This window comes from Type-C symbiont of Plautia stali (genome assembly GCF_059730935.1).
This window is the reverse complement of record NZ_AP035923.1, coordinates 2,125,754-2,146,129: the sequence shown is the minus strand read 5'-3', so window position 1 is coordinate 2,146,129 and position 20,376 is coordinate 2,125,754. Positions and strand designations below refer to the sequence as shown.

The following is a 20,376-nucleotide window of genomic DNA, read 5'->3' as shown; positions in this document are numbered from 1 at the left end:
CATAGCGGTATGGGCGACCACTTTCTGCCCATATTGTGGGGTTAAAGGATTAGCGGTACCTGCGCACGCAGTCTTCGACTAAATCCCAGAACCAGGCGGTATCCAGCGTGATGCCCACTTTGGTGTTTGCCGGTTTCCCCAGCACACCCAGCGCATCACACACCGTGCGGCCATAGCAGGGACCGCTGTTGACATCGATTTCGACAAACATCGGCTGAACGTTGAAGGCATCCGGATTAATCAGATAGGCGACGCAGGTGGCGTCATGCACCGGGCCGCCCGCCAGACCGTAATTGTCGTGCTGGGTTTTCAGCGTAAAATTCATCATATCGCTGAACAGCTTGCCGGCAGGGCCGCCAGCCTTTTCCATGCGGGTAATGATGTCCGGCGTGCACACCGTCTGGTGCGTTAAGTCGAGGCCCATCATCACCAGCGGGGCGCCGGCGGTAAATACCACGCGCGCGGCTTCCGGGTCGGCAAAAATATTAAACTCCGCCGACGGGGTAAAATTACCGGTGCCGTAAGCGCCGCCCATCAGCACAATTTCACGGATTTTAGGAATGATTTTCGGCTGCATGCGCATCGCTACTGCAATATTAGTGAGCGGGCCGACCGGCACCAGCGTGATATCCCCGTCGCTGTTCATCAGCGTATCGATAATAAAGTTCACCGCGTGCTTTGTTTCCGCCTTACGCGTCAGCGGGCCGAACACCGGGCCGTCAAGACCGGTTTCGCCGTGAATATTATCGGCGACGATCTGCTGGCGCATAATCGGCTGCGGCATGCCGGCATAAACTGGCGTGTCAATATTCAGCATCTGGCAAACGTTCAGGCCGTTGACCAGCGTTTTGTCCAGAATTTGATTGCCTGCCACGATACTGATGCCGAGCAGTTCAATCGAAGGATGTTTCGTGGCCAGCATGATGGCGATGGCATCATCATGACCGGGATCACAGTCCAGAATAATTTTACGTGCTGTCATGGTTTACTCCTCAGCTTCTTTATTTATCACCTTAATTTCATTGCAGAAATTTTCCGGTGCGGTAGGGTAGAGGCCTTCACCTTAGCAGCGGCGTGACACGCCAGAGTATGAGAAATCTCATAGTGGACATCGAATGATGAAAGAAATAAATAATGACGCGCTGAAGCAGCAGTTAATAATGGCATCCGGCTATTGCGATAAATTTTCAGCCGATGTGATCCCGCACACACATTTATTTCATATTCTTGCCGGGGACTATATTGTGCGCGAGGGGGCTCTGCCGGCGTATATGTTTTATCTGGCGCGCGGTCGCACCAAACTGTATGTCACGCTGGCCAATGGCCGTATTTCGCTGGTGGATTTCTTTAATGCGCCCTGTTTTATTGGCGAGATTGAAGTGCTGGATGAAACGCATGCTTCACGCGCGGTGCAGGCGATTGAAGCCTGCTGGTGCCTGGCGCTGCCGGTGAAAACCTGCCGCACGCTATTATTAAATGATGCGCAGTTCCTGCGCCACGCCTGCCTTGGCCTGGTGAAAAAGAATTTCCGCAATATTGTCACCTCAACGCGCAATCAGGCGTTTCCGCTGGTTAACCGGCTGGCGGCCTTTATCCTGCTGACTCAGCATGACGATGTGTATAAAGAGAAGCATACGCAGGTAGCGGAGTACCTTGGCGTGACCTATCGCCACCTGCTGTATGTGTTTGCGCAGTTCAGCGCAGAAGGAGTGCTACGTAAGCAGCAGGGGGGTTATGCGATCGGTAACCGCGCGGCGCTGACGGCCTTAGCCGAAGAGATGGAACCCGGCGCAGCGCTGCCGGGTCACTGAGGTTTATGCGCCCTGGCGGGTGGCCGCCAGCACGATTTCCCGCACGCATACCGACTGCGGCTGTGAATAGGCGTAATCGATGGCGCTGGCCACGTCGTCTGCGCTGAGCACTTTGCCGCCCATTTCGGCTTTCCACGCGTGATAACCGTCCTTGATTGCTTCGCTGGTGGTGTGACTCAACAGCTCGGTTTCAACAGCGCCGGGTGCGATAACGATCACGCGTACATTATGCGGCGACAGCTCTTCGCGCAGGTTCTCTGACATGCCATGCACAGCGAATTTAGTGCCAACATACACTGCGTGATTAGGAAACGTCTTACGTCCGGCCACTGAGCTGATATTAATGATCGTGCCCCTTTTACGGTCAATCATGCCTGCGGTGACCGCCTGCACGCCATTGAGCAGGCCTTTCACGTTGACGTCGAACATCTTATCCCATTCGCCGGCATCCTGTTGTTCAATCGCGCCGAGCAGCATCACGCCCGCATTGTTAATCAGCGCATCGACCGGGCCAAACTGCTGCTCAGCATCCTGCACTGCGGCGGTAAATGCGTGGCGATCGGTCACATCAACCGCGCGGCACAGGGCGTTGGGCAGATTCAGTGCCGTCATACGATCGATACGGCGAGCCAGCAGCAGCAGGGCATGTCCACGCGCCGAAAGCAGTTTCGCCGTGGCAAGACCGATACCGGAGCTGGCACCGGTGATGACGATTAAAGGTTTAACATTCTGCGTCATAATGACTTCCTCATAGATAAAATTAATGGCGAAGCTGAGGCGTGCACTTTAAATCGCGGGGCAGTTGGTGAAAAATGGTTTATTTCTTTCGCCGATATAATGATTTTCTATGGATAAGCGACAGCTAAAAGCTTTTATCTGCGTGTTTGAGGAGCGCAACATCACGCGCGCCGCACAGTTACTCAATCTGACGCAGCCCGCGCTCTCGGCCACGATCAAGCTACTGGAAGAGGAGCTGGCCACCACGCTTTTTATCCGCAGGCCGCGCGGCGTGGAGGTCACGGAGGACGCTCGTGTCCTTTATCCGCAGGCGCGCAAGATGCTCAGCGATATGCAGGCGCTGGTCACACGCTTTCGGCAGCCGTCGGATTGCCTGCCACTAAAGATTGGCGTCGAAGGGGATGTCGCGCCCGCCCAGCTGGCGCAACTGCTGACGGCCATCCGGCAACATTTTCCCACGGTGCTGCTTAATGTCGAGCCCGGTTGCGTGGGCGATATCCGGCTGGCGTGTGAAAGCCTGCGCTGCGAAGACGAGCTGTTTATGCCGCTGTTTGAAGAGCACTACGTGCTGGCGTATCCCGCCAGTCATGCGCTAAATCAGCTGGAAACGCTGACCCATGATCAGTTGCATCCGCTGCCGTGGGTGATGGTGCCGACTGATGAGTCACATCAGCGGCTGCTGCCGTTTTACGGTGCGGGTGCGGCAGCGGCCAACGCCGGCAGCTACGCGCTGGCGCTGGATCTGGCGGAAGCCGGCTTTGGCGTCACCATTGCGCCGGCGCCGCTGGTTGCTGCGCGTCATCGTCTGGCCTGGCGCGCTTTACCCGGTCAGCCGCTGATGCGGCGTGTCGGCATTTGCTATGCGGTTCAGGCGCAGGCCAATCCGGCGGTAGAACGGGTGCTGGCGCACTTCAGCCACGGCGCACCTTTGCGTACATCATGACAGACCCGGTGCGCTGCCGGGCGCACCGGATCAAAGCGGATTAGCGCGGGTTCATCATGTCAAATATGGCGTCAAAATTGCCGTCGCGTTCGGCCCAGCGCCGCGCATGGTCACGCTCCAGCAGCAGTTCGCCGCGCGCGACCGGGCCATTTTCCAGCATCTGCAGAATCTGCGCGATATAGTCGTCCAGCGGCATGGCGCGGGGATCGCTGAGCTGTTGATTACCGGTCAGCGCCGTCTGTAGATATGGCGGCAGCATTTCCAGCACCTCGACCGGGGTATTACGCAGCTGATGACGCAGCGAAACCAGCCAGGAATGCAGAAAGGCTTTGCTGGCGCAGTAGGTGGGAAAACTGGCCAGTGGCAGGAAGGCCAGCGCGGAACTGGTTGCCATGAGCGTGGCCTGCGGCTGACGGCGCAGCAGCGGTAAAAAAGCGGCGGTGACGCGAATCACACCGAGGATGTTGGTCATCACGATTTGCTCAGCAATATCACTGGTCCATTCGTCTGCCGTCACCGTTTCCGGCTGCGAGATACCGGCGTTGGCGATCAGCACGTTGATATGCGGGAACTGCGCGTGAATCGCCGCGGAACAGCGGGCGAGGGCGGTGGCGTCGTTAACGTCCAGAGCAAAGCCGGTAATGGCCGGACGCTGGGCGGTGATTTCATCGAGCAGCGCCTAACGTCTGCCAGTGATAATGACGCGGTTACCGCGATCGTGAAAAGCCTCGGCCAGACGACGGCCAATACCGCTGGTAGCGCCGGTGATGAGCAGGGTGTTGTTGGTCAGTTTCATGGTGGTGCCTTATCAGTCAAAGAATGAAAGGCCACGCGCAGTGACGCACTGCAATCGATCCCGGTGAGACAGGATGCGTATGAAGAGTGAATGATGCCGTGGCGCTGTTCCGGTTTTCCTCTGCGCAGAGGCCCATTCCGGTTCAGGGCGCGTTGGATGACGGTAACGCCTACGGCAAGTCAGAAGTGAGATGCGCGCTTACTATATAGCGAGCCGGGGAGGGATGTCTATCCTGTCGTCCTGTTACTGTAGCCTGTGGCGTTTCGTTTTCTGACCATGATCAGTTATGCTGATTTGTATTAAAAATCATAAAGGAATTATAAAGTGCGCACCCGCGATTCGGCTCGTTTGCTTATTATAAATCCTCTTAATCAGGTTTTATTATTCTGGTTTAAGCATAAAAATAATGCCCTGTCAGGCAGAGAATACTGGGCCACACCCGGCGGAGGCGTTGAACCGGGAGAGACTTTTGAACAGGCAGCTATCAGAGAGCTCAGAGAAGAAACAGGCTTTTATGTCGATGATGTGGGTCAGCCGTTAACTGAGCGCATTTTTGAAATGACGCTTCCCAGCGGTGAGGTGGTTTTGGCAAATGAACGATTTTATTTAATTAAAGTTGGAGATGAAGATATCCGTACCAGTGGTTGGACTGAAAATGAAAAGTCAGTCATTGATAGTTATCACTGGTGGGATCTTACTGAGCTGCGAAACACTCGCGACGTCGTTTATCCAACAAATATTGCTGATCTCTGCACATTGCCGGATTAATTACGCGACGTGTCATAGCGTTGAGCGTGTGAATCTATCATTGCCGCTTTCAAATGGAATCTTATTGCAGGTGATCAGAGTATGTTCAGTGGAGCAGACACAAGCTCAGGAAAGCAAAGTTTGAAGCATGAACTCAGGGCAATGCTTGCAGAATTTATACAGGTATTTCAGGATTTTCAGCAGGTAGCCTAAGCGGCCTGGTCAGCTTTGCCCTTGCGATCAAATGGCGCATAATGTATATTATGTTAAATAAGATATCCCGTCAGATAGCGCAATCCTTCAGTTTCGCCCTTTACGCCTCTTATCCCCACAGCGGCACTAATGATTATTGACTGATACTCTTAACATTACCGGCTCGATGGTCGGGATTGTATTTGTTGGGTCAAAATAGTTCGTGTAACAGTGAATCTTCCCTTACTCAGCTCTTCAGCATTAAGGCTTAAGACCATCATTTTGATCAGTCAGATGTAGCTTAAAGGCAAGCTAAACACCCCTATTATGATGGTTATCCAAAAACATATGTTGTCTGCCGCCGAAGGAAATCAGTACAAAAAATCTCGCCAGCTATAGGCGGGAAAGTAAAATTATAGAAACTAATTCAGGTGAGCTTCAATTCGCTTACACAAAAACTCATAGAAGTTGTTCGCATAATGCAGTGAATTTTCAGAGGGTAACCTCTGAAATATTGGACACTCTCCATCTTTAAGTTGCGAGTAGTCAAAATAGAATATTTCACCAAAATCAGTTTCACTCACAACTAGTTGTTTTTCTTTTGCCTTAGCATTTTTCACATCAGTTAGATTCTGATAAACAATATCTCCACCACAGATATCCTTAAAATTTATGCCATAGATACTATATATTTCCTCGCCACCAATTTCGCCGCCAACATACTCCTTTAAAAAACCTTAGACGTTATACCGTGGGATATATCCGCGACCACCTGAAGCATCGGCCGTCACCGTCCATCACCCTGCGCGGCCACTGGATGGCTGAGCTGGGATTTGATACCGGGCAGAAGGTCGAGGTGATCACCACACCGGGGCAGATGATCATCCGGCTGGCGGCTGAGTGATAATGTAAAAATCCCGGCTCGATGGCCGGGATTTATTAGCTATTCATCCAGTGATTTTAACCAGTCTATAAAATCATCTGTCCCATAGAGGTAGTCACGGTCTGTCGAAGGAATATCTACTGCACCTAAACATTCCAGAGTTTTCCAAACAATTTGGTCTTTCACTCTGATTTCCTCATCATCTATGATTGAAAAAGCCCATTCAGATACCTGTGAACGACTTATAACACCTGCATTAAGCTGCTGTATTACTTCCTTAAGCATTTCCCTGTTTGGAAGAATATTCATAATTATCTCCTCCCTTGGTAGTTACTATCAGCATCAAAAATATGATGATTTTTTTCATCAGTAACAGGCTAAGGCGCAACACTTCTCACATTGCCTGAATGATCCAACGTCTCATACCATTTATGTTAAATAAGGTGTCTGATCAGGTATCTCAATCCTTCAGTTTCGCCCTTCACGCCTCTTACCAGGCCCACAACGCATTCCACCACGGCGACACTATGTGAAAACTTATCCCACCGGTCTGTTTGATGGACACCACGGCGATATCCTGGTGCGCATCAATGCGCACCCTACAACAGACTGCCCGGTTAGCTTCAGCTATCTCTTTCGCTCATCCACAATGACAACGAATCTCGCGACACCACGACGTTATCCTGGTGCGCATCAATGCGCACCCTACAACAGACTGCCCGGTTAGCTTCAGCTATCTCTTTCGCTCATCCACAATGACAACGAATCTCGCGACACCACGACGTTATCCTGGTGCGCATCAATGCGCACCCTACAGCTTGCCCGGTTAGCTTCGCACTTTGTGGCTTTTATCATGTCTTTAGCTCATCCAGCATGACAACGCTACGCGAAAACTTCCCGGTTATCCCTCAGCGCTTTTGCCAGATTTCACGTAGCGCGATCGGTCTGTTTGCTGGATACCACTCACGAGTAACTCTGGTGCGCATCAATGCGCACCCTGCAATGCCACTCCGCACTGCACAATCGCAGGGTCGCCATTCATGGCGACCGAACCCGGCGCCGTCAGCGGATTGCCACCCTCATTTATCTTTAAAATAATCTTCCGGCATTTGTCCCGGCGGCATGTTGATTACGGCATCATTATCCGGACCTTCATTCTTCATGTAGGTCACTTTGGCAAACTCAGGAATCACCACGTACGGATACGCTGGCCCTTCATCACGGAAACGATGCATATCTTCAATAAATTCATTCTGATAGCAGATGGTTTTTTCCGGATGCTGTCCTTCGCCGGCAATCCACTGCGGGAAAAAGATGGTGCCGTGAATCACCTTGCGGTTGATATCAAACAGCAGACTAACGCAGGTGCCTGTCGGCTCGTGCCAGTCGACTTTATAAATGCCCGGTGCGAACTGCACCGCATTCATGCTTTGATTGGTCACCCAACGGCCACCAACCAATCCCTGATGGATACGATAATCACAGGTCGTCGCGTTGCGCGCGTACCACTCATATTTCCAGCCATTATCATAGGTATAAACGAAATGCGTCCCGACAAACGCAGACAAATCTTTGGAAAATTCATCCGTTATCATGGTGTTATCCATTGTTTACCTCATCAGCAGTTTGTTGAAGCAGGAATAGTAAGTTATAGCGCCTGTGTGAAAACCAGACGGCAAATTAACAAAAAAATCCGCTTCCTGAGCGTGCTGCCGGCTTGACAGCGCCCGTCCCCTGCTCTTTTATCTCCTCTGTACGCCGGGCCAGCGTCGCTGTTACATTCTGAAGGCGTCGTCTGGCCGTTTTCCTGCTAAATCTCGCTGCAATCTTTGCAACAGCGAGGTCAAACGTTCGGCGATGTAATCGGTAAATTCTGCCCGTCCCAGCGTTCTGGCAAATACCTGCTGGGGTATGAAACGGCGCATTTCGTTGTAAAAACGTCCGTCTTTGACGATGTTTTCGATACCAGCCAGTCGCTGTTTTAATAACTTTTCATAGTCAGGAATCCGGTAATCCTCGATTTTTTGCCGAATCCAGCCCACATCATACGCAGCGCCTTGCTGCATCAGCCAGGGTAAATCCCAGACATCGCGGTAACGAAGGTATTTGGTGGTCGCAACCAGGGAAATGAGCTTGTCACTCATGATCTCGTCGAGACTTTCACACATCACCAGCGTATCGCTGTAGCCATCCGGCAACACCGGATAATTGCGGCTCAGCGGTAACGGTTTGCGACTGTAAGCGGGAATATTAGCAACTTCGACCTTGATGTGTTGCTTAGGCATATCGCGCTTTTCGGGTGCCGTCGTCACGGAGACCTGCCATTTATCGACTCTGATCTCTTCATAGCCCGGCTGGCGGCGAAGTTCTGCCGGCTCTTTGACCGTAACTTCTGAACCGTAACGCGTGCCGAGATAGTCTTCGATACAGACCTTCATGTTTTTTAAATCTGCACCGGAAAAGTTGATGCCGCCAGCGAAATCCAGGTCCTCGCTAAACCGATTGCCGTCATAACATAGCCGCAAAGAGGTACCGCCCTGAAACGTCAGGTTTTGCAGCAGACCCGCTTTATCCAGACAGTAAAGGATGTCGTAGTGTAAAAGCTCTTTTTCCACTACGTTACGCATACCCTCGAGTTGCGCTGAAGCCATGACCTTAGAGACCAGTTCAGTGAAACTGACTTTCTGATTCATCGTTCGTTTCCGCCTTATCAATCAGATGCGTATTACGCCCCACCCGACGTAAATCGCGCAGTGCGGCTTTTTTGGTTGCCAGGCGCAAAGGTGACTCGCCCAAAATGGTGTCCTGCAAAATTTGTTCAGGCGATCGTTTGGTATGCGTGAATTCGATCACGCCATAAGGCGTAATGTGTTCTTCAGAACGGCCCGTGGTCATAACGGTAAGACGCCCCATCGGGATTTGTGAAATTACACCGTAAGCCGATAACGCCGATTCCAGGCTCAGGTAGCTGTATTCTCCTCTGCGCAACGTCTGTACGATTCTTTCCAGCGTGTAAGCGTCTTTACTTCTCGCATAGGCGTAAACATAGACGCCACGGCTGGCGCGCTGCAGGATGCCGTCCTTCACCAGACGGTTCAGGCCAGCGTTGAAAGCTTTGTCACTGTCGTCATAAAAGACTTTGGCTAAATCACGCACAGCAAAGACATAGCGCCCCTGCCTGTCAAACGCATTAAGCCGCTCGATTGCCGTCATTTTGTTCATATAAGTCTACGGGAAAACCACATTTATAGAGTATTCATGTGTACATGATTTGCCCTGCACTTTCAAGTGCACATGAATACCAGCAATAAGTAGTATTCATGTGCACTTAGTCCACCTGGTTCAAATCTGGAAACTCTTCGTCGGTGTTACCAAAATCGCATGCCGGTTAAATGCAGGGTTCTGGCGATGCCACCGACAGCGATCAGCGCCAGCACAATGCCCAACCCCGCCATCGCTTCAAATCCAAGGTGCCTGAACAGCAGATAGCCGACAACGCAGCCGGACAGAAATGAGAAAATCGTGACCAAATGAGTAAAAAGCACGGTTCGGTGGCCATCGCGATCGGCGGCCTCGCTTTGACTGAAGGATGCGCGCAGCCAGGAGCCTAACGCGATGCCGGCGTCGGTCAGTGTGCCGGTCACGTGCGTGGAGCGAACGCGACCGGAGGAAAGCTGAGTCGAGGTTGAGTTATGGATGCCCATCAGCAAACTCAGCGTAACCAGAATTTCGCCGTTGTTTCGTTCGGAATACCACAGGATTTCTACCAGGGAGGTCAGCAGCAGGAAAATACCCTCGGCCAGCAGCACCAGACAGTAAATGGTGCGCAGATTCCGCTTCAGGCCGTAAGCTACCGTCAAACGCGCCAGCATGGCACCACAGACAAAAGCAAAAATCAGCACGGCCAGAAACAGCAGATCGTGCAGGTCAGAACCATTCACCTCTGCCGAAATTTGCGAGGTATTGCCGGTCATATGGGAAGGGAAAAAACCAAATGCGCCAAACGCCATGGCGTTGAGGATACCGGCCGTGGTGGCCAGCGTTAACGCCAGCAGGCGGTCTTCGCTGTGAGAGCGGATTTTCTTCTTGCGCAACAGCATAATCTATTCAGCACTCCTTTGAGAGATTCTCGGGTTGGTCGGGTCTCATCCTTATCAAGCATAGCGGCTATGCTCCGACTCACGGCTAATCCTCTGCTTTTATTACTTTTAAATCCCCCGCTGCCACATCGTGTCGCTGTCATTTTTTTGTCATTTCCACGTCAGCGGAATGTTGGTCCCCGGCGCTTACAGTGGTGCATGAACCCCGATTAATTATGAGGACCGATCATGACATTACGCAAAATCACGGCGCTGACGGCGCTAGTAATCTCTGCCCTGAGTGCCGGACTGGCGCACGCCGACAGCGCTGCCGCGCCGCAGGAAGTAAAAAATATTGTGCTGGTCCATGGCCTGTACGCTGATGGCTCCAGCTGGGGCAAAGTCATCCCACTGTTGCAGGCGAAAGGTCTGCACGTCACCGCGGTACAAAACCCAACGACGTCGCTGAATGATGACGTGGCGGCGGTGAAACGCGCGCTGGCACAGCAGGACGGACCGGTGATTCTGGTTGCGCACTCCTACGGCGGCATGGTTATCAGTCAGGCGGGCGATGAACCTGAAGTGAAGGGGTTGGTATATATCGCGGCGCGCGCGCCGGAGGCCGGTGAAGATTATCCGGCGCTCACCAAAAAGTTCCCTGCAGCACCCGTTGCCGCTGGCCTGAAGTGGCGTGACGATGGCTTTGGCGCGCTCAGTGAACAAGCGTTTATCCACGACTTTGCCGGCGATCTGCCGGAAAGCGAAGCGCGGGCTTATTACGCCGTTCAGCAGCCGATGGGTAAAGCCATTACCCAGGCGAAAACCAGCGTGGCGGCCTGGCATAGCAAACCGAGCTGGTATGCGGTGTCTACGGAGGATCACACTATCAATCCGGATCTGCAGCGCTTTATGGCGAAACGCATGCATGCGCAGACCATCGAACTCAAGGCCAGCCATGTGTCGCTGATTTCCCAGCCGCAGGCGGTGGCAAATCTGATTATGAAAGCCGCACACGTACCAGGGTATTGAGCGCACCCTTACCGGGTGCATGTTTGATAGCGGCGCGATTTATTGCGTGATAAATCGCGCCGCCAGAAAGGGTGCGCGCCCTGTCTTATGAATGCGCTGGGGCACTCTTCATATCCAGTTCATAAACCACACAGGGCTGGTCGTAATGCTGCTCAATACCGCGATAGCGCATACCCAGCCGCTGCATCACCCGATGGGATGCAAGGTTTTCCGGATGTGCCACCGCCACCAGATAATCCACGCCAATCTGCCCGGTAGCAAACTGCACAATCGCCGTGGCGGCTTCGGTGGCATACCCTTTTCCCTGACTGCTGCGCAACAGTCGCCAGCCAATTTCCAGCGGCGCCTGTTCCTGATGGGCCAGATGCTGCAGACAAGCCGCACCGACGATGTCATCGCTGCTCTTCTCGCGCAGCGCCCACCAGGAAAAACCATAGCGCTGCCAGCGTTGCTGCACGCGCTCAATGGTCGCCAGCGTCTCGTCCTCGCTCTTCACCTGTCCCTCATTGATATAACGCATGATTTCCGGGTCATCATCCATCGCGCGCAAGCCGGCGAGATGGCTTAGCGCAAAGGGTTCCAGTCGTAAGCGTTCTGTTTCAATCACTGCCTGCATGATTCCCTCCCCGGGTTGTCCTGATCGCCACAGTTAGTGGGTCTGTAGTTAGCGCATCATCGCCTTTGTGCGCGTCCGTTACCGGCCAGGCTCCTGACATTAACGGACAACATTGCCAGCGTCATCACAATTTCCAATGACCGGTCAGCTTGTAACCTCATCAACCTCGTGACAATATCGCTACATGTATATACATGTATGTTTCGTGACATTTACTACTGACTAACAAGAAAAATCAATGACTAACCACCTTTAGCCGTTCCAGCGAGGAAACTATGTCCGCTCAGATACCTGCCGCAGATTATTCAGGTGCAGAGAAACAGCGCCTGTCAGAAACACGTTCCATTGATTACATCCCGCTCAGCGAGCGTCACGGGCATCCGTTTAGCCAGTTCACGTTGTGGTTTGGCGGCAATTTGCAGATCACCGCCATTGTTACCGGTGCGCTGGCGGTGGTGCTGGGCGGCGATGTGGTGTGGTCGATTGTCGGTTTACTGGTGGGACAGATCGTCGGCGCGGCCATCATGTCGCTGCACGCGATTCAGGGCCCGCGCCTTGGCCTGCCGCAGATGATCACCAGCCGTATGCAGTTTGGCGTGTTTGGCGCGGTGATCCCGCTGGTGCTGGTGTGCATTATGTATGTGGGCTTCTCGGCCAGCGGCACGGTACTGGCCGGCCAGGCGCTGGCGAAGCTGGTCAACGTCAGCAATGCAGCCGGCATGATCATCTTCAGCGCCATCATCATCGTGATTGCGGTGCTCGGCTATCGGGTGATTCATAAACTCGGCAAAGTGGCCAGCGTCATCGGCGTGCTGGCGTTTGTTTACCTGTTCATCACCCTACTCTCCAGCCACGATTTAGCGACCGTCTGGCAAAATCAGCACTTCAGCGTTGCCAGTTTTCTGCTGGCGGTATCGCTCTCCTCGTCATGGCAGATTGCGTTTTGCCCGTATGTGTCGGACTACTCGCGCTATCTGCCGGTGGATGTCTCCGCGAAAAAGCTGTTCAGTTCGGTGTTTTTTGGCACCGTGCTGGGCACGCAGGCATCCATGACGCTGGGCGTCATTGTGGCTGCAATTGCGGGTAAAGCGTTCTCCGGTAATGAAGTGGGCTACATCGTCGGGCTGGGCAGTAGCGCCACCATGGCGATGGTTATCTACTTCGCCATCTGCTTTGGCAAAATCACCTTCACTACGCTCAATGCCTACGGCAGCTTTATGTCGCTGACCACCATTGTCTCCGGTTTTCGCCAGCAAACCGCGATCAGCCGTGGCGGACGTATCCTGTTTGTGGTGCTGATGGTGACGCTCTCCTGCATCATTGCGCTGCTCAGCGAACCGGCGTTTCTCAAATCATTTACCCACTTCCTGCTGTTCCTGCTGGCCTTTTTTGTGCCGTGGAGCGCCATCAGCCTGACGGATTTTTATCTGATTACCAAAGGGAAAGTCGATGTGCCCGCGCTGTCGCAACCGGATGGCCGCTACGGTCGCTGGAACTGGGCCGGCATTATCATTTACTTCCTCGGGGTGCTGGTACAGCTGCCGTTCATTGATAACCCGCTGCATCATGGTTCCCTGACGTGGATTTTTGCCGGCAACGATGTGTCATGGATCATCGGCTGGTTTGTTACCGCATTGCTGTGGCTGGCCGCACGTCGCTTTGATCGACGCGGGAAACTGGCCGACTCTGTTTATCCTCAGTGACGTTGTCACATATTAGTGCTGCGGCGCGTGTTTTCGCGCCGCCCTCATCGGCAATATCCTGATAATGCCGTAAACGCTGCGGCACGCTACACTGCTGATCGCCCTTTCGAGAATGCAGGAGTCATGGATGCCAGCCTCAGCGCTTTCACTGTTCACCCCGGCCACGCAACAGTGGTTTCGCCGCACTTTCCCGGCGGCGACTCCCGTACAACAGGAAGCCTGGCGCGCCATCGCCAGCGGACAACACTGCCTGGTGATTGCCCCAACCGGCTCCGGCAAAACGCTGGCGGCATTTCTGCATGCGATCGACGCGCTGTATCGCGAGCGCAGCCGTGACGAACCCGTAGCGCGCAGTCACAAGACGCGCATTCTGTATATTTCACCGGTTAAAGCGCTTGCGGCTGACGTGCAGCGTAACCTGGCGCTACCGCTGGCGGGCGTTGCCGCTGAGCGCGCGGAATTGGGTGAGGCGGAAATCACGCTGGAGGTCGGCATGCGCTCCGGCGACACGCTCAGCGCCGAACGGGCAAAGCTGCAGCGCCGGCCGCCGGACATCCTGATTACTACCCCGGAATCGCTTTTCCTGCTGCTGACGTCAAAAGCCCGCGAAACGCTGCGTGGCATCTCGACCGTGATTATTGACGAAGTTCATGCGGTGGCGGGAAGTAAACGCGGCGCCCATCTGGCGCTCAGCCTGGAACGGCTCGATGTATTGCTGGCGCAGCCTGCTCAGCGCATTGGCCTGTCGGCCACCGTGCGACCGCCAGAAGCGGTGGCGGCTTTCCTCGGTGGCGCGGGTATTGCGCGCATCGTCAACCCGCCGGCGCAGCGGCCGCTGCAGCTGACAATTACTGTGCCGGTAGAGGACATGACGGACATCCAGCAGCGTCCCGATGCGCGCGCCGCGCAGGAGAGCAGCCTCGCCGCCGGTTCCATCTGGCCACATATTGAAGCCGGCATTCTGGATGAGGTATTGCGCCATCGCGCGACTTTGGTGTTTACCAATTCGCGTGGGCTGGCGGAAAAACTCACCGCACGGCTCAATGAACTGTATGCGCGACGCGCCGCGCCGGAGCAGGGCGTAGCAGAGCCAGCCCTCGCCTATGGCTCTTTTAGCGGTGGAACCGAAAAACGCGCCACGCCTGCTGAAGCGTATATTGCCCGTTCGCATCATGGCTCGGTGTCGAAAGAGCAGCGGCTGGAGATTGAGAACGCCCTGAAAGCCGGCGAACTGCGCTGCGTGGTGGCGACATCCAGTCTTGAACTGGGAATCGACATGGGCGATATCGATCTGGTGATTCAGGTCGGGGCACCGCCTTCGGTGGCCAGCGCGCTGCAGCGTATTGGCCGTGCCGGTCACCAGGTCGGCGGTACGCCGAAAGGCATTATCTGGCCGCGCACGCGCTGCGATCTGGTTGATGCGGCCGTGACGGTAGACGCGATGCTGGCAGGCGAACTGGATGCTATCGCTTTGCCACACAATCCGCTCGATATTCTCGCCCAGCATACGGTGGCGGCGGCGGCCATGGACACCCTGTCAGTCGAGGCGTGGTATCAACAGGTACGTCGTGCCGATCCGTTCAAAACGTTACCGCGTAACGCCTTCGATGCGGTGCTGGACATGCTGTCTGGCCGCTACCCTTCGGACGAATTTGCTAACCTGCGCCCGCGCATCATCTGGGATCGACAACAGCAAACCTTAAGCGGTCGCCCGGGCGCGCAGCATCTGGCCGTCACCAGCGGTGGCACCATTCCGGACCGCGGGATGTTCAGCGTGATGCTGCCGGAGGGCGAAGAACAGTCCGGAGCGCGCCGGGTCGGTGAACTGGATGAGGAGATGGTGTATGAGTCGCGAATTAACGACATCATCACGCTTGGCGCCACCTCGTGGCGCATCCAGCAAATTACGCACGATCAGGTGGTGGTGGTGCCGGCACCCGGTCGCTCGGCGCGCCTGCCCTTCTGGCACGGCGACAGTCTCGGGCGTTCGGCGACACTCGGCGAAGCCATTGGCCGCTATTTGCGACATGCCGCCAGCGGGGTGTTGCCCGGCAGCGACAACCTTGACGCCAATGCCCGACACAACATTCGTGCGCTCATCGACGAACAGATTGCCGCCACAGGCCTGGTGCCTGACGATCGCAATTTGCTGATTGAGCGTTGTCGCGATGAAACCGGCGACTGGCGCGTGATTTTGCATTCCCCTTATGGTCAGCGCGTGCATGCGCCGTGGGCGCTGGCCATCGCTGAGCGGATTGGCCGTCAGATGGGGCTCGATCCGGCCGTGGTCGCCAGCGATGATGGCATTGTCGCGCGCTTCCCTGACAGCGAAGGCCGGGTGCCAGGCGCTGAACTGTTTTTGTTTGCGCCGGACGAACTCCAGCGACAGGTGACGGCTGCGGTGGGACATTCTGCGCTGTTTGCCGCCCGCTTCCGCGAATGCGCCGCGCGCGCCCTGCTGCTGCCGCGCCGCAATCCCGGCAAACGTTCTCCGCTGTGGCAGCAGCGGCTGCGCGCCGGGCAGCTGCTGGAAGTGGCGCGGCAGTTCGACGATTTCCCGATTTTGATCGAAACCGCGCGGGAATGTCTGCAGGACGTGTATGACCTGCCGGCGCTGCATCAGCTGATGGCGCGTATGCAACAGGGCGAGGTTAAGCTGACTGAAGTTACCACCGATATGCCCTCACCGTTTGCTGCGCCGCTGCTGTTTGGCTATGTCGCCGAATTCATGTATGCCAGCGATGCGCCGCAGGCGGAGCGGCGCGCCTCAATGCTGGCGCTCGACAGCACGCTGCTGAGCGATCTGCTGGGCCAGGTTGAGATGCACGAACTGCTGGCACCCGAGGTGGTGGCCCGCGTTGAGCAGGAGCTTCAGCGCACCGTCCCCGATTATCAGGCCAGCACTCAGGAAGCTGTGGTTGATCTGCTGCGCGAGCTGGGGCCGCTCGCTGTGCCGGAAATCACAGCGCGCTACAACGGCGAGGCGGCGCTGATGCCGCTGCTAACCGCGCTGCAACAGGCGCAACGCATCATTCAGGTTACGATTGCGGCAGAGACGCGCTGGGCTGTCGCCGAAGATGGCGTGCGGCTGCGCGACGCACTGGGCACGGCGCTGCCAGCTGATCTGCCCGCCGGGCTGCTCGCGCCGGTGGCCCGTCCGCTGCATGACTTACTTAATCGCTATCTGTGCACCCACGCTGTCGCCACCAGTCTGCAAATCGCCGCCCGCTTTGGTCTGGGCCGCGCCGTGGTCGACGACACGCTGGAGGAGCTGCGTCAGCAGCAACGCGTACTGAAAGGCGATTTCCTCTCGCCTGCGGTCGATGCGTCAACGCAATGGGTAGCGGAAAGCGTATTTCGTCGTTTGCGCGTGCGATCGCTACAGGCGGCGCGTGAGGCCACCCGACCGGTCGAAGCGCCGGCGTACGTGGCTTTTCTGCTTGAGCGGCAGGGATTGCTGAGCGATGTCGCGGCAGCTGCGGCGCAGGGCGCCTTTGCCGGTATCAACGGCGTGGTGCGGGTGATTGAACAACTGGCTGGCGTGGCGCTGCCGGTTTCGCTGTGGGAAAGCCAGATTTTGCCGGCGCGGGTGCGTGATTATCAGCCAGCGATGCTGGATGAGCTGCTCTCTTCCGGTGAAGTCATCTGGAGTGGCCAGCGGGCACCTGGCGCGCAGGACGGACTGGTCTCCCTGCACCTGAGTGAGTTTGCCAGTGAAACGTTACCGGTGCCTGATGAGGGTAAAAATGTGACGTTGTCACCTTTGCAGCAGGCGATTGTGGCGCAGTTACAGGACGGTGGCGGCTGGTTCGCCCGCGAGCTGCTGCCGCGCGTGATGGCGCAGCCTGAACATGCTGTCGATCCCGGCGAAGTCTTTGCCGCGATGTGGGAACTGGTATGGCGCGGCTATCTGACCATGGATACCTGGGCCGCGCTGCGCCAGCTCAGCACCACCAGCCACACGCCGCGTCCACGCCCGGCCCGTCCTGCGCGCAGTCGCCACAGTCGGGCCAGTTTCGCGGCCAGCCGCAGTGCAGCTGCGCAGCCCTCGCTCAACAGCATGGCCGGACGCTGGTCGCTGATTGTGCGGCAGCCGCTGGCCGATACCGAACGCGCCCTGGCGCTGACTGAAAATATGCTCGACCGCTTTGGCGTGATCACGCGCGGTGCCGCCGTGGCAGAGCAGATTCCCGGCGGCTTTCCGGCGCTGCAGCCGCTGTTGCGCGGTATGGAGGATGCCGGACGGCTGCTGCGCGGCCGCTTTGTTGCTGGTATGGGCGGCGCGCAGTTTGCTGAAAATCCGGCCATCGACCGGCTGCGCCAGCTCGGCAGCGCGCAGGCCACGCACCCGCCGGTGGCGCTGGCGGTGCTGGATCCCGCCAATCCCTTTGGCGTGCAGCTGGCGTGGCCGCTCAGCGTCGGTGGCGTGCGGCCTACCCGCCGCAGCGGCGCACTGGTGGTGATTGGCAATGGGCGCGTTATGTTGTGGCTGCCGCCGGGTGGTAAAGAGCTGTTAACTTTTGGCGACATCTCTGAGGACCAACGTCAGGCCGCCATCGTGGCGCTGGGCCAGGCCTTACGCCGGGAGAAAACCCACAGCTTCATTCTCGAACGGGTGGACGATCAGCCGGCCAGCCAGTCATCGCTGCTACCGGCCCTGAAAGCCACCGGTTTTTCCCGCGTGCCGAAAGGCTACAGCTGGTATGGCTAAGCCTGCAGGCGGTAACGATGCTGCTGCAGGCGTTCGGCCTGACGCGGCGTCGCCACCGGCCAGCTAAGTTGCGGAAACAGGTATAACCGGATGCTGAACAGATGAAACAGCGGCAGCATCAGCGCCTCGTCACGCTGCGCCAGCTGTTCCAGCTGCATCAGCAGCACATCGAGCTCCTCCTGCAAATCCTCATGCGGCGGCGTCTGCAGCGACTTCAGCCTGCGCTTAAGAAACAGTCCCAGCTCGTGAAACATCTGCCCGCTGTCCAGCTGATAACGGCTCAGCAGCGCCTGATGGCGCGCGTAGTAGTCAAAGCTATTGACCCCCAGCCACACCTCGGTCAGCAGCATTCCCGCCGGCGCCATATCGGACTGCGGATCAAGGTGCAGGCGTGGCAGCACCACGTTGACCTTATCCAGCATCAGGCCAATAAAACGCTGGCGTCCCAGCAGCGATGAGCCGTTGCGCTCAATCTCCTTGATAAAGCGCAGCAGTTCACGCAGACCGTGACGCACGGCACGGCGCGCGGTCCACGATGGCCGCTTGTTGCGCATCAGCGCGGTCAGGATCACCGCAAATAGCACGCCGGCCATTGAAGCAATCGCGTTATTCACCAGCAGCACCAGATCGGGTTTCAGATGATGTCCGAGCCCGATAAAGCCGGGGATCTGAATCGCCACGCTCAGACCGATCATGTTGCTGGCCGGTCGCGCAATCATCAGCCCGAGCAGCAGCAAACCCGGGGCCAGGCAGAGGATCAGCGCCTCGAACGAGGTTGCCTGCGGCAGCAGCAGCGCGACATAAATCACGCTGATAAAGATCGCCACGATCACCCCACGAATAAACAGCTTCATTGAGGTCAGCGGCGTATCGAGGCTGGCGAAGAAGGAGCTGAGAATCGCGGCCATTACTGGCGCTGATGCCCCGTCGCGCCAGCCGGTCGCCATCCACAGCAGGCAGGAGCCAAAGGTGGCGCAAAATGCCGTCAGCGCCGACAGCCGAATCAGCCCTTTGTCGAAAAAGCGATGCGTGCGTTTACCGCGCGCCAGCGTGGTGTCGCCTGACAGATCGCTTACCAGCCCGCCCACGCTCTGGTAAGCCCCGGCGATACGCACAAAATCCACCAGCCGCTCCAGCAGGCCGGTAAACAGCAGACAGTGTTCGGTAGACAATTCGCCGTTGCGCCACGCCGCATTCAGCCGATCCTGACAAAGGCTCAGTTCCAGCTGAATGCCAATGACATCGCCCACCGCTTCGCCGTCATTCAGCCACAGCAGGAACTGCTGCAGGGTCTGCTCAACCCAGGCAGGAAAGGCAATCTGGCGCGCCGCCAGCCGCTGCAGTCGCATCTCAATCGCCGTCAGCGTGGGGATTAAGTATGAAAGATGCTGATACTGCGTGCTGACCAGGCGAATCAGCCGCCGGGCCGCGTCGCCCTCGTACACGCAATGGGTAATCAGGATCTCGACCTGCTGCGGATTAGTGGCCATGCGGGTCAGGATTTCGTCGCGTTCTGGCGATCGGTCTGCGGAAATGCCAGAGAGTAAATCGCGGCACAGCTTGCGCCCGTTGAGATACCACTGGCTGACGCTCTGCTCCAGCAGACTGCGCATCGAGACCGGAAACAACAGCGCGTGCACCAGGCTACTACACACAATGCCTAAAGTAATTTCCTCAATGCGTGACAGCACGGTGCTGGTGATACCGAGCGGCGTCGTCACTTCCGGGAAACCCATAATCGCGGCGCTGTAGCCCGCCAGCATAAAAACATAGCTTTTCGGCGTGCGGTCGTGCAGCGACAGATAGAGACACAGGCTCATCCACAGTGAGATACACAGGCTGAACAGCAGCGGATGCGCCACGGTGAGCGGAAAGATAAAAAAGATGAAGACGCCACCGAGCAGCGTGCCAAGCAGGCGGAACAGCGATTTGGAGATGGTGGAGGCCGAATAAAGCTGCGATGCCACAAACACCGTGGTCAGCGCCCAGGCGGGACGATCAACATTCAGTTCAAGAGCCAGATACAATGCCAGAAAGGCGGCCAGACAGGTTTTTACAGCAAAAAAAACGGCGTTTTTCGAAAACCACTGCATGTCACGGAGACCAGAAGGCGCTAAGTGCGGCGTAT

General features: G+C 56.2%; 18 protein-coding genes and 1 pseudogene. 8 read left to right on the top strand and 11 right to left on the bottom strand.

From position 1 onward, the window contains the following. Positions 1-49: 49 nt before the first annotated feature. Positions 50-982: a ribosylpyrimidine nucleosidase gene (gene rihB, locus AC6I7J_RS10055; RefSeq protein ID WP_498005547.1), complete on the bottom strand. Its 933-nt coding sequence runs from the start codon at positions 980-982 to the stop codon at positions 50-52. 136 nt (positions 983-1,118) lie between these two features. On the opposite strand from rihB, the gene yeiL reads away from it, so the two are divergent. Continuing rightward, positions 1,119-1,811 (top strand): transcriptional regulator YeiL, encoded by a 693-nt coding sequence (gene yeiL, locus AC6I7J_RS10050; protein ID WP_260641938.1) that lies wholly within the window; start codon positions 1,119-1,121, stop codon positions 1,809-1,811. Between the two features lie 3 nt (positions 1,812-1,814). Here the strand turns inward: yeiL and AC6I7J_RS10045 are convergent, their stop codons facing one another. Further along, on the bottom strand, positions 1,815-2,549 hold the full coding sequence (locus tag AC6I7J_RS10045; protein WP_058758553.1) for an SDR family oxidoreductase: 735 nt from the start codon (positions 2,547-2,549) through the stop codon (positions 1,815-1,817). Between the two features lie 109 nt (positions 2,550-2,658). Between AC6I7J_RS10045 and AC6I7J_RS10040 the strand changes: the two genes are divergently transcribed. After that, positions 2,659-3,492 (top strand): LysR family transcriptional regulator, encoded by an 834-nt coding sequence (locus AC6I7J_RS10040; RefSeq protein ID WP_215785906.1) that lies wholly within the window; start codon positions 2,659-2,661, stop codon positions 3,490-3,492. A 40-nt stretch (positions 3,493-3,532) separates the two neighbouring features. Here the strand turns inward: AC6I7J_RS10040 and AC6I7J_RS10035 are convergent, their stop codons facing one another. Then, positions 3,533-4,120: an SDR family oxidoreductase gene (locus AC6I7J_RS10035; RefSeq protein WP_498007222.1), complete on the bottom strand. Its 588-nt coding sequence runs from the start codon at positions 4,118-4,120 to the stop codon at positions 3,533-3,535. On the opposite strand from AC6I7J_RS10035, the gene AC6I7J_RS10030 reads away from it, so the two are divergent. After that, positions 4,070-4,315, top strand: coding sequence for a hypothetical protein (locus tag AC6I7J_RS10030; protein ID WP_498005544.1), 246 nt, complete (start codon positions 4,070-4,072; stop codon positions 4,313-4,315). The genes AC6I7J_RS10035 and AC6I7J_RS10030 overlap by 51 nt on opposite strands. A 297-nt stretch (positions 4,316-4,612) precedes the next feature. Further along, entirely contained in the window at positions 4,613-5,056 is a 444-nt protein-coding gene (locus tag AC6I7J_RS10025; RefSeq protein WP_058780564.1) for an NUDIX hydrolase, read from the top strand. A 593-nt stretch (positions 5,057-5,649) separates the two neighbouring features. Here AC6I7J_RS10025 and AC6I7J_RS10020 read toward each other — a convergent pair. Beyond that, positions 5,650-5,949: pseudogene (locus AC6I7J_RS10020) on the bottom strand (SMI1/KNR4 family protein); the annotation flags it as partial. A gap of 29 nt (positions 5,950-5,978) precedes the next feature. Here AC6I7J_RS10020 and AC6I7J_RS10015 point away from each other — a divergent pair. Then, positions 5,979-6,131, top strand: a complete 153-nt coding sequence (locus AC6I7J_RS10015; RefSeq protein WP_072208518.1) for a SymE family type I addiction module toxin — start codon at positions 5,979-5,981, stop codon at positions 6,129-6,131. A 39-nt stretch (positions 6,132-6,170) separates the two neighbouring features. Here the strand turns inward: AC6I7J_RS10015 and AC6I7J_RS10010 are convergent, their stop codons facing one another. From AC6I7J_RS10010 to AC6I7J_RS09990, 5 genes are all read right to left on the bottom strand, one after another. Continuing rightward, a complete protein-coding gene (locus AC6I7J_RS10010) occupies positions 6,171-6,419 on the bottom strand; it encodes a YxzC family protein (protein ID WP_159378161.1) in 249 nt (82 codons plus the stop codon). A 770-nt stretch (positions 6,420-7,189) separates the two neighbouring features. Further along, positions 7,190-7,705, bottom strand: a complete 516-nt coding sequence (locus tag AC6I7J_RS10005; protein ID WP_058758650.1) for a phenolic acid decarboxylase — start codon at positions 7,703-7,705, stop codon at positions 7,190-7,192. A gap of 180 nt (positions 7,706-7,885) precedes the next feature. After that, complete coding sequence (locus AC6I7J_RS10000) at positions 7,886-8,803, bottom strand: nucleotidyl transferase AbiEii/AbiGii toxin family protein (RefSeq protein ID WP_498005541.1); 918 nt, start codon at positions 8,801-8,803, stop codon at positions 7,886-7,888. Then, positions 8,778-9,332 carry a type IV toxin-antitoxin system AbiEi family antitoxin gene (gene abiEi, locus AC6I7J_RS09995; RefSeq protein ID WP_498005539.1) on the bottom strand — a complete coding sequence of 185 codons (555 nt, stop codon included), beginning with the start codon at positions 9,330-9,332 and terminating at the stop codon, positions 8,778-8,780. The genes AC6I7J_RS10000 and abiEi overlap by 26 nt, the downstream gene beginning before the upstream one ends. A 146-nt stretch (positions 9,333-9,478) precedes the next feature. Continuing rightward, positions 9,479-10,210 carry a YoaK family protein gene (locus AC6I7J_RS09990; RefSeq protein ID WP_021506033.1) on the bottom strand — a complete coding sequence of 244 codons (732 nt, stop codon included), beginning with the start codon at positions 10,208-10,210 and terminating at the stop codon, positions 9,479-9,481. Between the two features lie 228 nt (positions 10,211-10,438). Here AC6I7J_RS09990 and AC6I7J_RS09985 point away from each other — a divergent pair, with 228 nt between their 5' ends. Continuing rightward, entirely contained in the window at positions 10,439-11,218 is a 780-nt protein-coding gene (locus AC6I7J_RS09985; protein ID WP_021506032.1) for an alpha/beta hydrolase, read from the top strand. A gap of 85 nt (positions 11,219-11,303) precedes the next feature. On the opposite strand, the gene AC6I7J_RS09980 is transcribed toward AC6I7J_RS09985, so the two are convergent. Then, entirely contained in the window at positions 11,304-11,834 is a 531-nt protein-coding gene (locus tag AC6I7J_RS09980) for a GNAT family N-acetyltransferase (RefSeq protein WP_058769804.1), read from the bottom strand. 275 nt (positions 11,835-12,109) lie between these two features. On the opposite strand from AC6I7J_RS09980, the gene AC6I7J_RS09975 reads away from it, so the two are divergent. Further along, the gene (locus AC6I7J_RS09975) at positions 12,110-13,537 is read left to right on the top strand and encodes a purine-cytosine permease family protein (RefSeq protein WP_215480317.1); all 1,428 of its coding nucleotides are present in this window, start codon (positions 12,110-12,112) and stop codon (positions 13,535-13,537) included. 127 nt (positions 13,538-13,664) lie between these two features. Then, positions 13,665-18,248: an ATP-dependent helicase gene (locus AC6I7J_RS09970; RefSeq protein ID WP_498005536.1), complete on the top strand. Its 4,584-nt coding sequence runs from the start codon at positions 13,665-13,667 to the stop codon at positions 18,246-18,248. Here AC6I7J_RS09970 and AC6I7J_RS09965 read toward each other — a convergent pair. Then, positions 18,245-20,341 carry an FUSC family protein gene (locus AC6I7J_RS09965; RefSeq protein ID WP_498005534.1) on the bottom strand — a complete coding sequence of 699 codons (2,097 nt, stop codon included), beginning with the start codon at positions 20,339-20,341 and terminating at the stop codon, positions 18,245-18,247. The two genes, AC6I7J_RS09970 and AC6I7J_RS09965, sit on opposite strands and share 4 nt — an antisense overlap. Between the last annotated feature and the right edge of the window lie 35 nt (positions 20,342-20,376).

What these genes read in the sequence shown, in the direction of transcription:
- AC6I7J_RS09970 (WP_498005536.1), top strand. Translation starts at nt 13,665, where the DNA reads ATGCCAGCCTCAGCGCTTTCACTGTTCACCCCGGCCACGCAACAGTGG.
- yeiL (WP_260641938.1), top strand. Translation starts at nt 1,119, where the DNA reads ATGAAAGAAATAAATAATGACGCGCTGAAGCAGCAGTTAATAATGGCA.
- AC6I7J_RS09990 (WP_021506033.1), bottom strand. Translation starts at nt 10,210, where the DNA reads ATGCTGTTGCGCAAGAAGAAAATCCGCTCTCACAGCGAAGACCGCCTG.
- AC6I7J_RS10005 (WP_058758650.1), bottom strand. Translation starts at nt 7,705, where the DNA reads ATGATAACGGATGAATTTTCCAAAGATTTGTCTGCGTTTGTCGGGACG.
- AC6I7J_RS10000 (WP_498005541.1), bottom strand. Translation starts at nt 8,803, where the DNA reads ATGAATCAGAAAGTCAGTTTCACTGAACTGGTCTCTAAGGTCATGGCT.
- AC6I7J_RS10040 (WP_215785906.1), top strand. Translation starts at nt 2,659, where the DNA reads ATGGATAAGCGACAGCTAAAAGCTTTTATCTGCGTGTTTGAGGAGCGC.
- AC6I7J_RS09975 (WP_215480317.1), top strand. Translation starts at nt 12,110, where the DNA reads ATGTCCGCTCAGATACCTGCCGCAGATTATTCAGGTGCAGAGAAACAG.
- AC6I7J_RS10010 (WP_159378161.1), bottom strand. Translation starts at nt 6,419, where the DNA reads ATGAATATTCTTCCAAACAGGGAAATGCTTAAGGAAGTAATACAGCAG.
- rihB (WP_498005547.1), bottom strand. Translation starts at nt 982, where the DNA reads ATGACAGCACGTAAAATTATTCTGGACTGTGATCCCGGTCATGATGAT.
- AC6I7J_RS10045 (WP_058758553.1), bottom strand. Translation starts at nt 2,549, where the DNA reads ATGACGCAGAATGTTAAACCTTTAATCGTCATCACCGGTGCCAGCTCC.
- AC6I7J_RS09965 (WP_498005534.1), bottom strand. Translation starts at nt 20,341, where the DNA reads ATGCAGTGGTTTTCGAAAAACGCCGTTTTTTTTGCTGTAAAAACCTGT.
- AC6I7J_RS09980 (WP_058769804.1), bottom strand. Translation starts at nt 11,834, where the DNA reads ATGCAGGCAGTGATTGAAACAGAACGCTTACGACTGGAACCCTTTGCG.
- AC6I7J_RS09985 (WP_021506032.1), top strand. Translation starts at nt 10,439, where the DNA reads ATGACATTACGCAAAATCACGGCGCTGACGGCGCTAGTAATCTCTGCC.
- abiEi (WP_498005539.1), bottom strand. Translation starts at nt 9,332, where the DNA reads ATGAACAAAATGACGGCAATCGAGCGGCTTAATGCGTTTGACAGGCAG.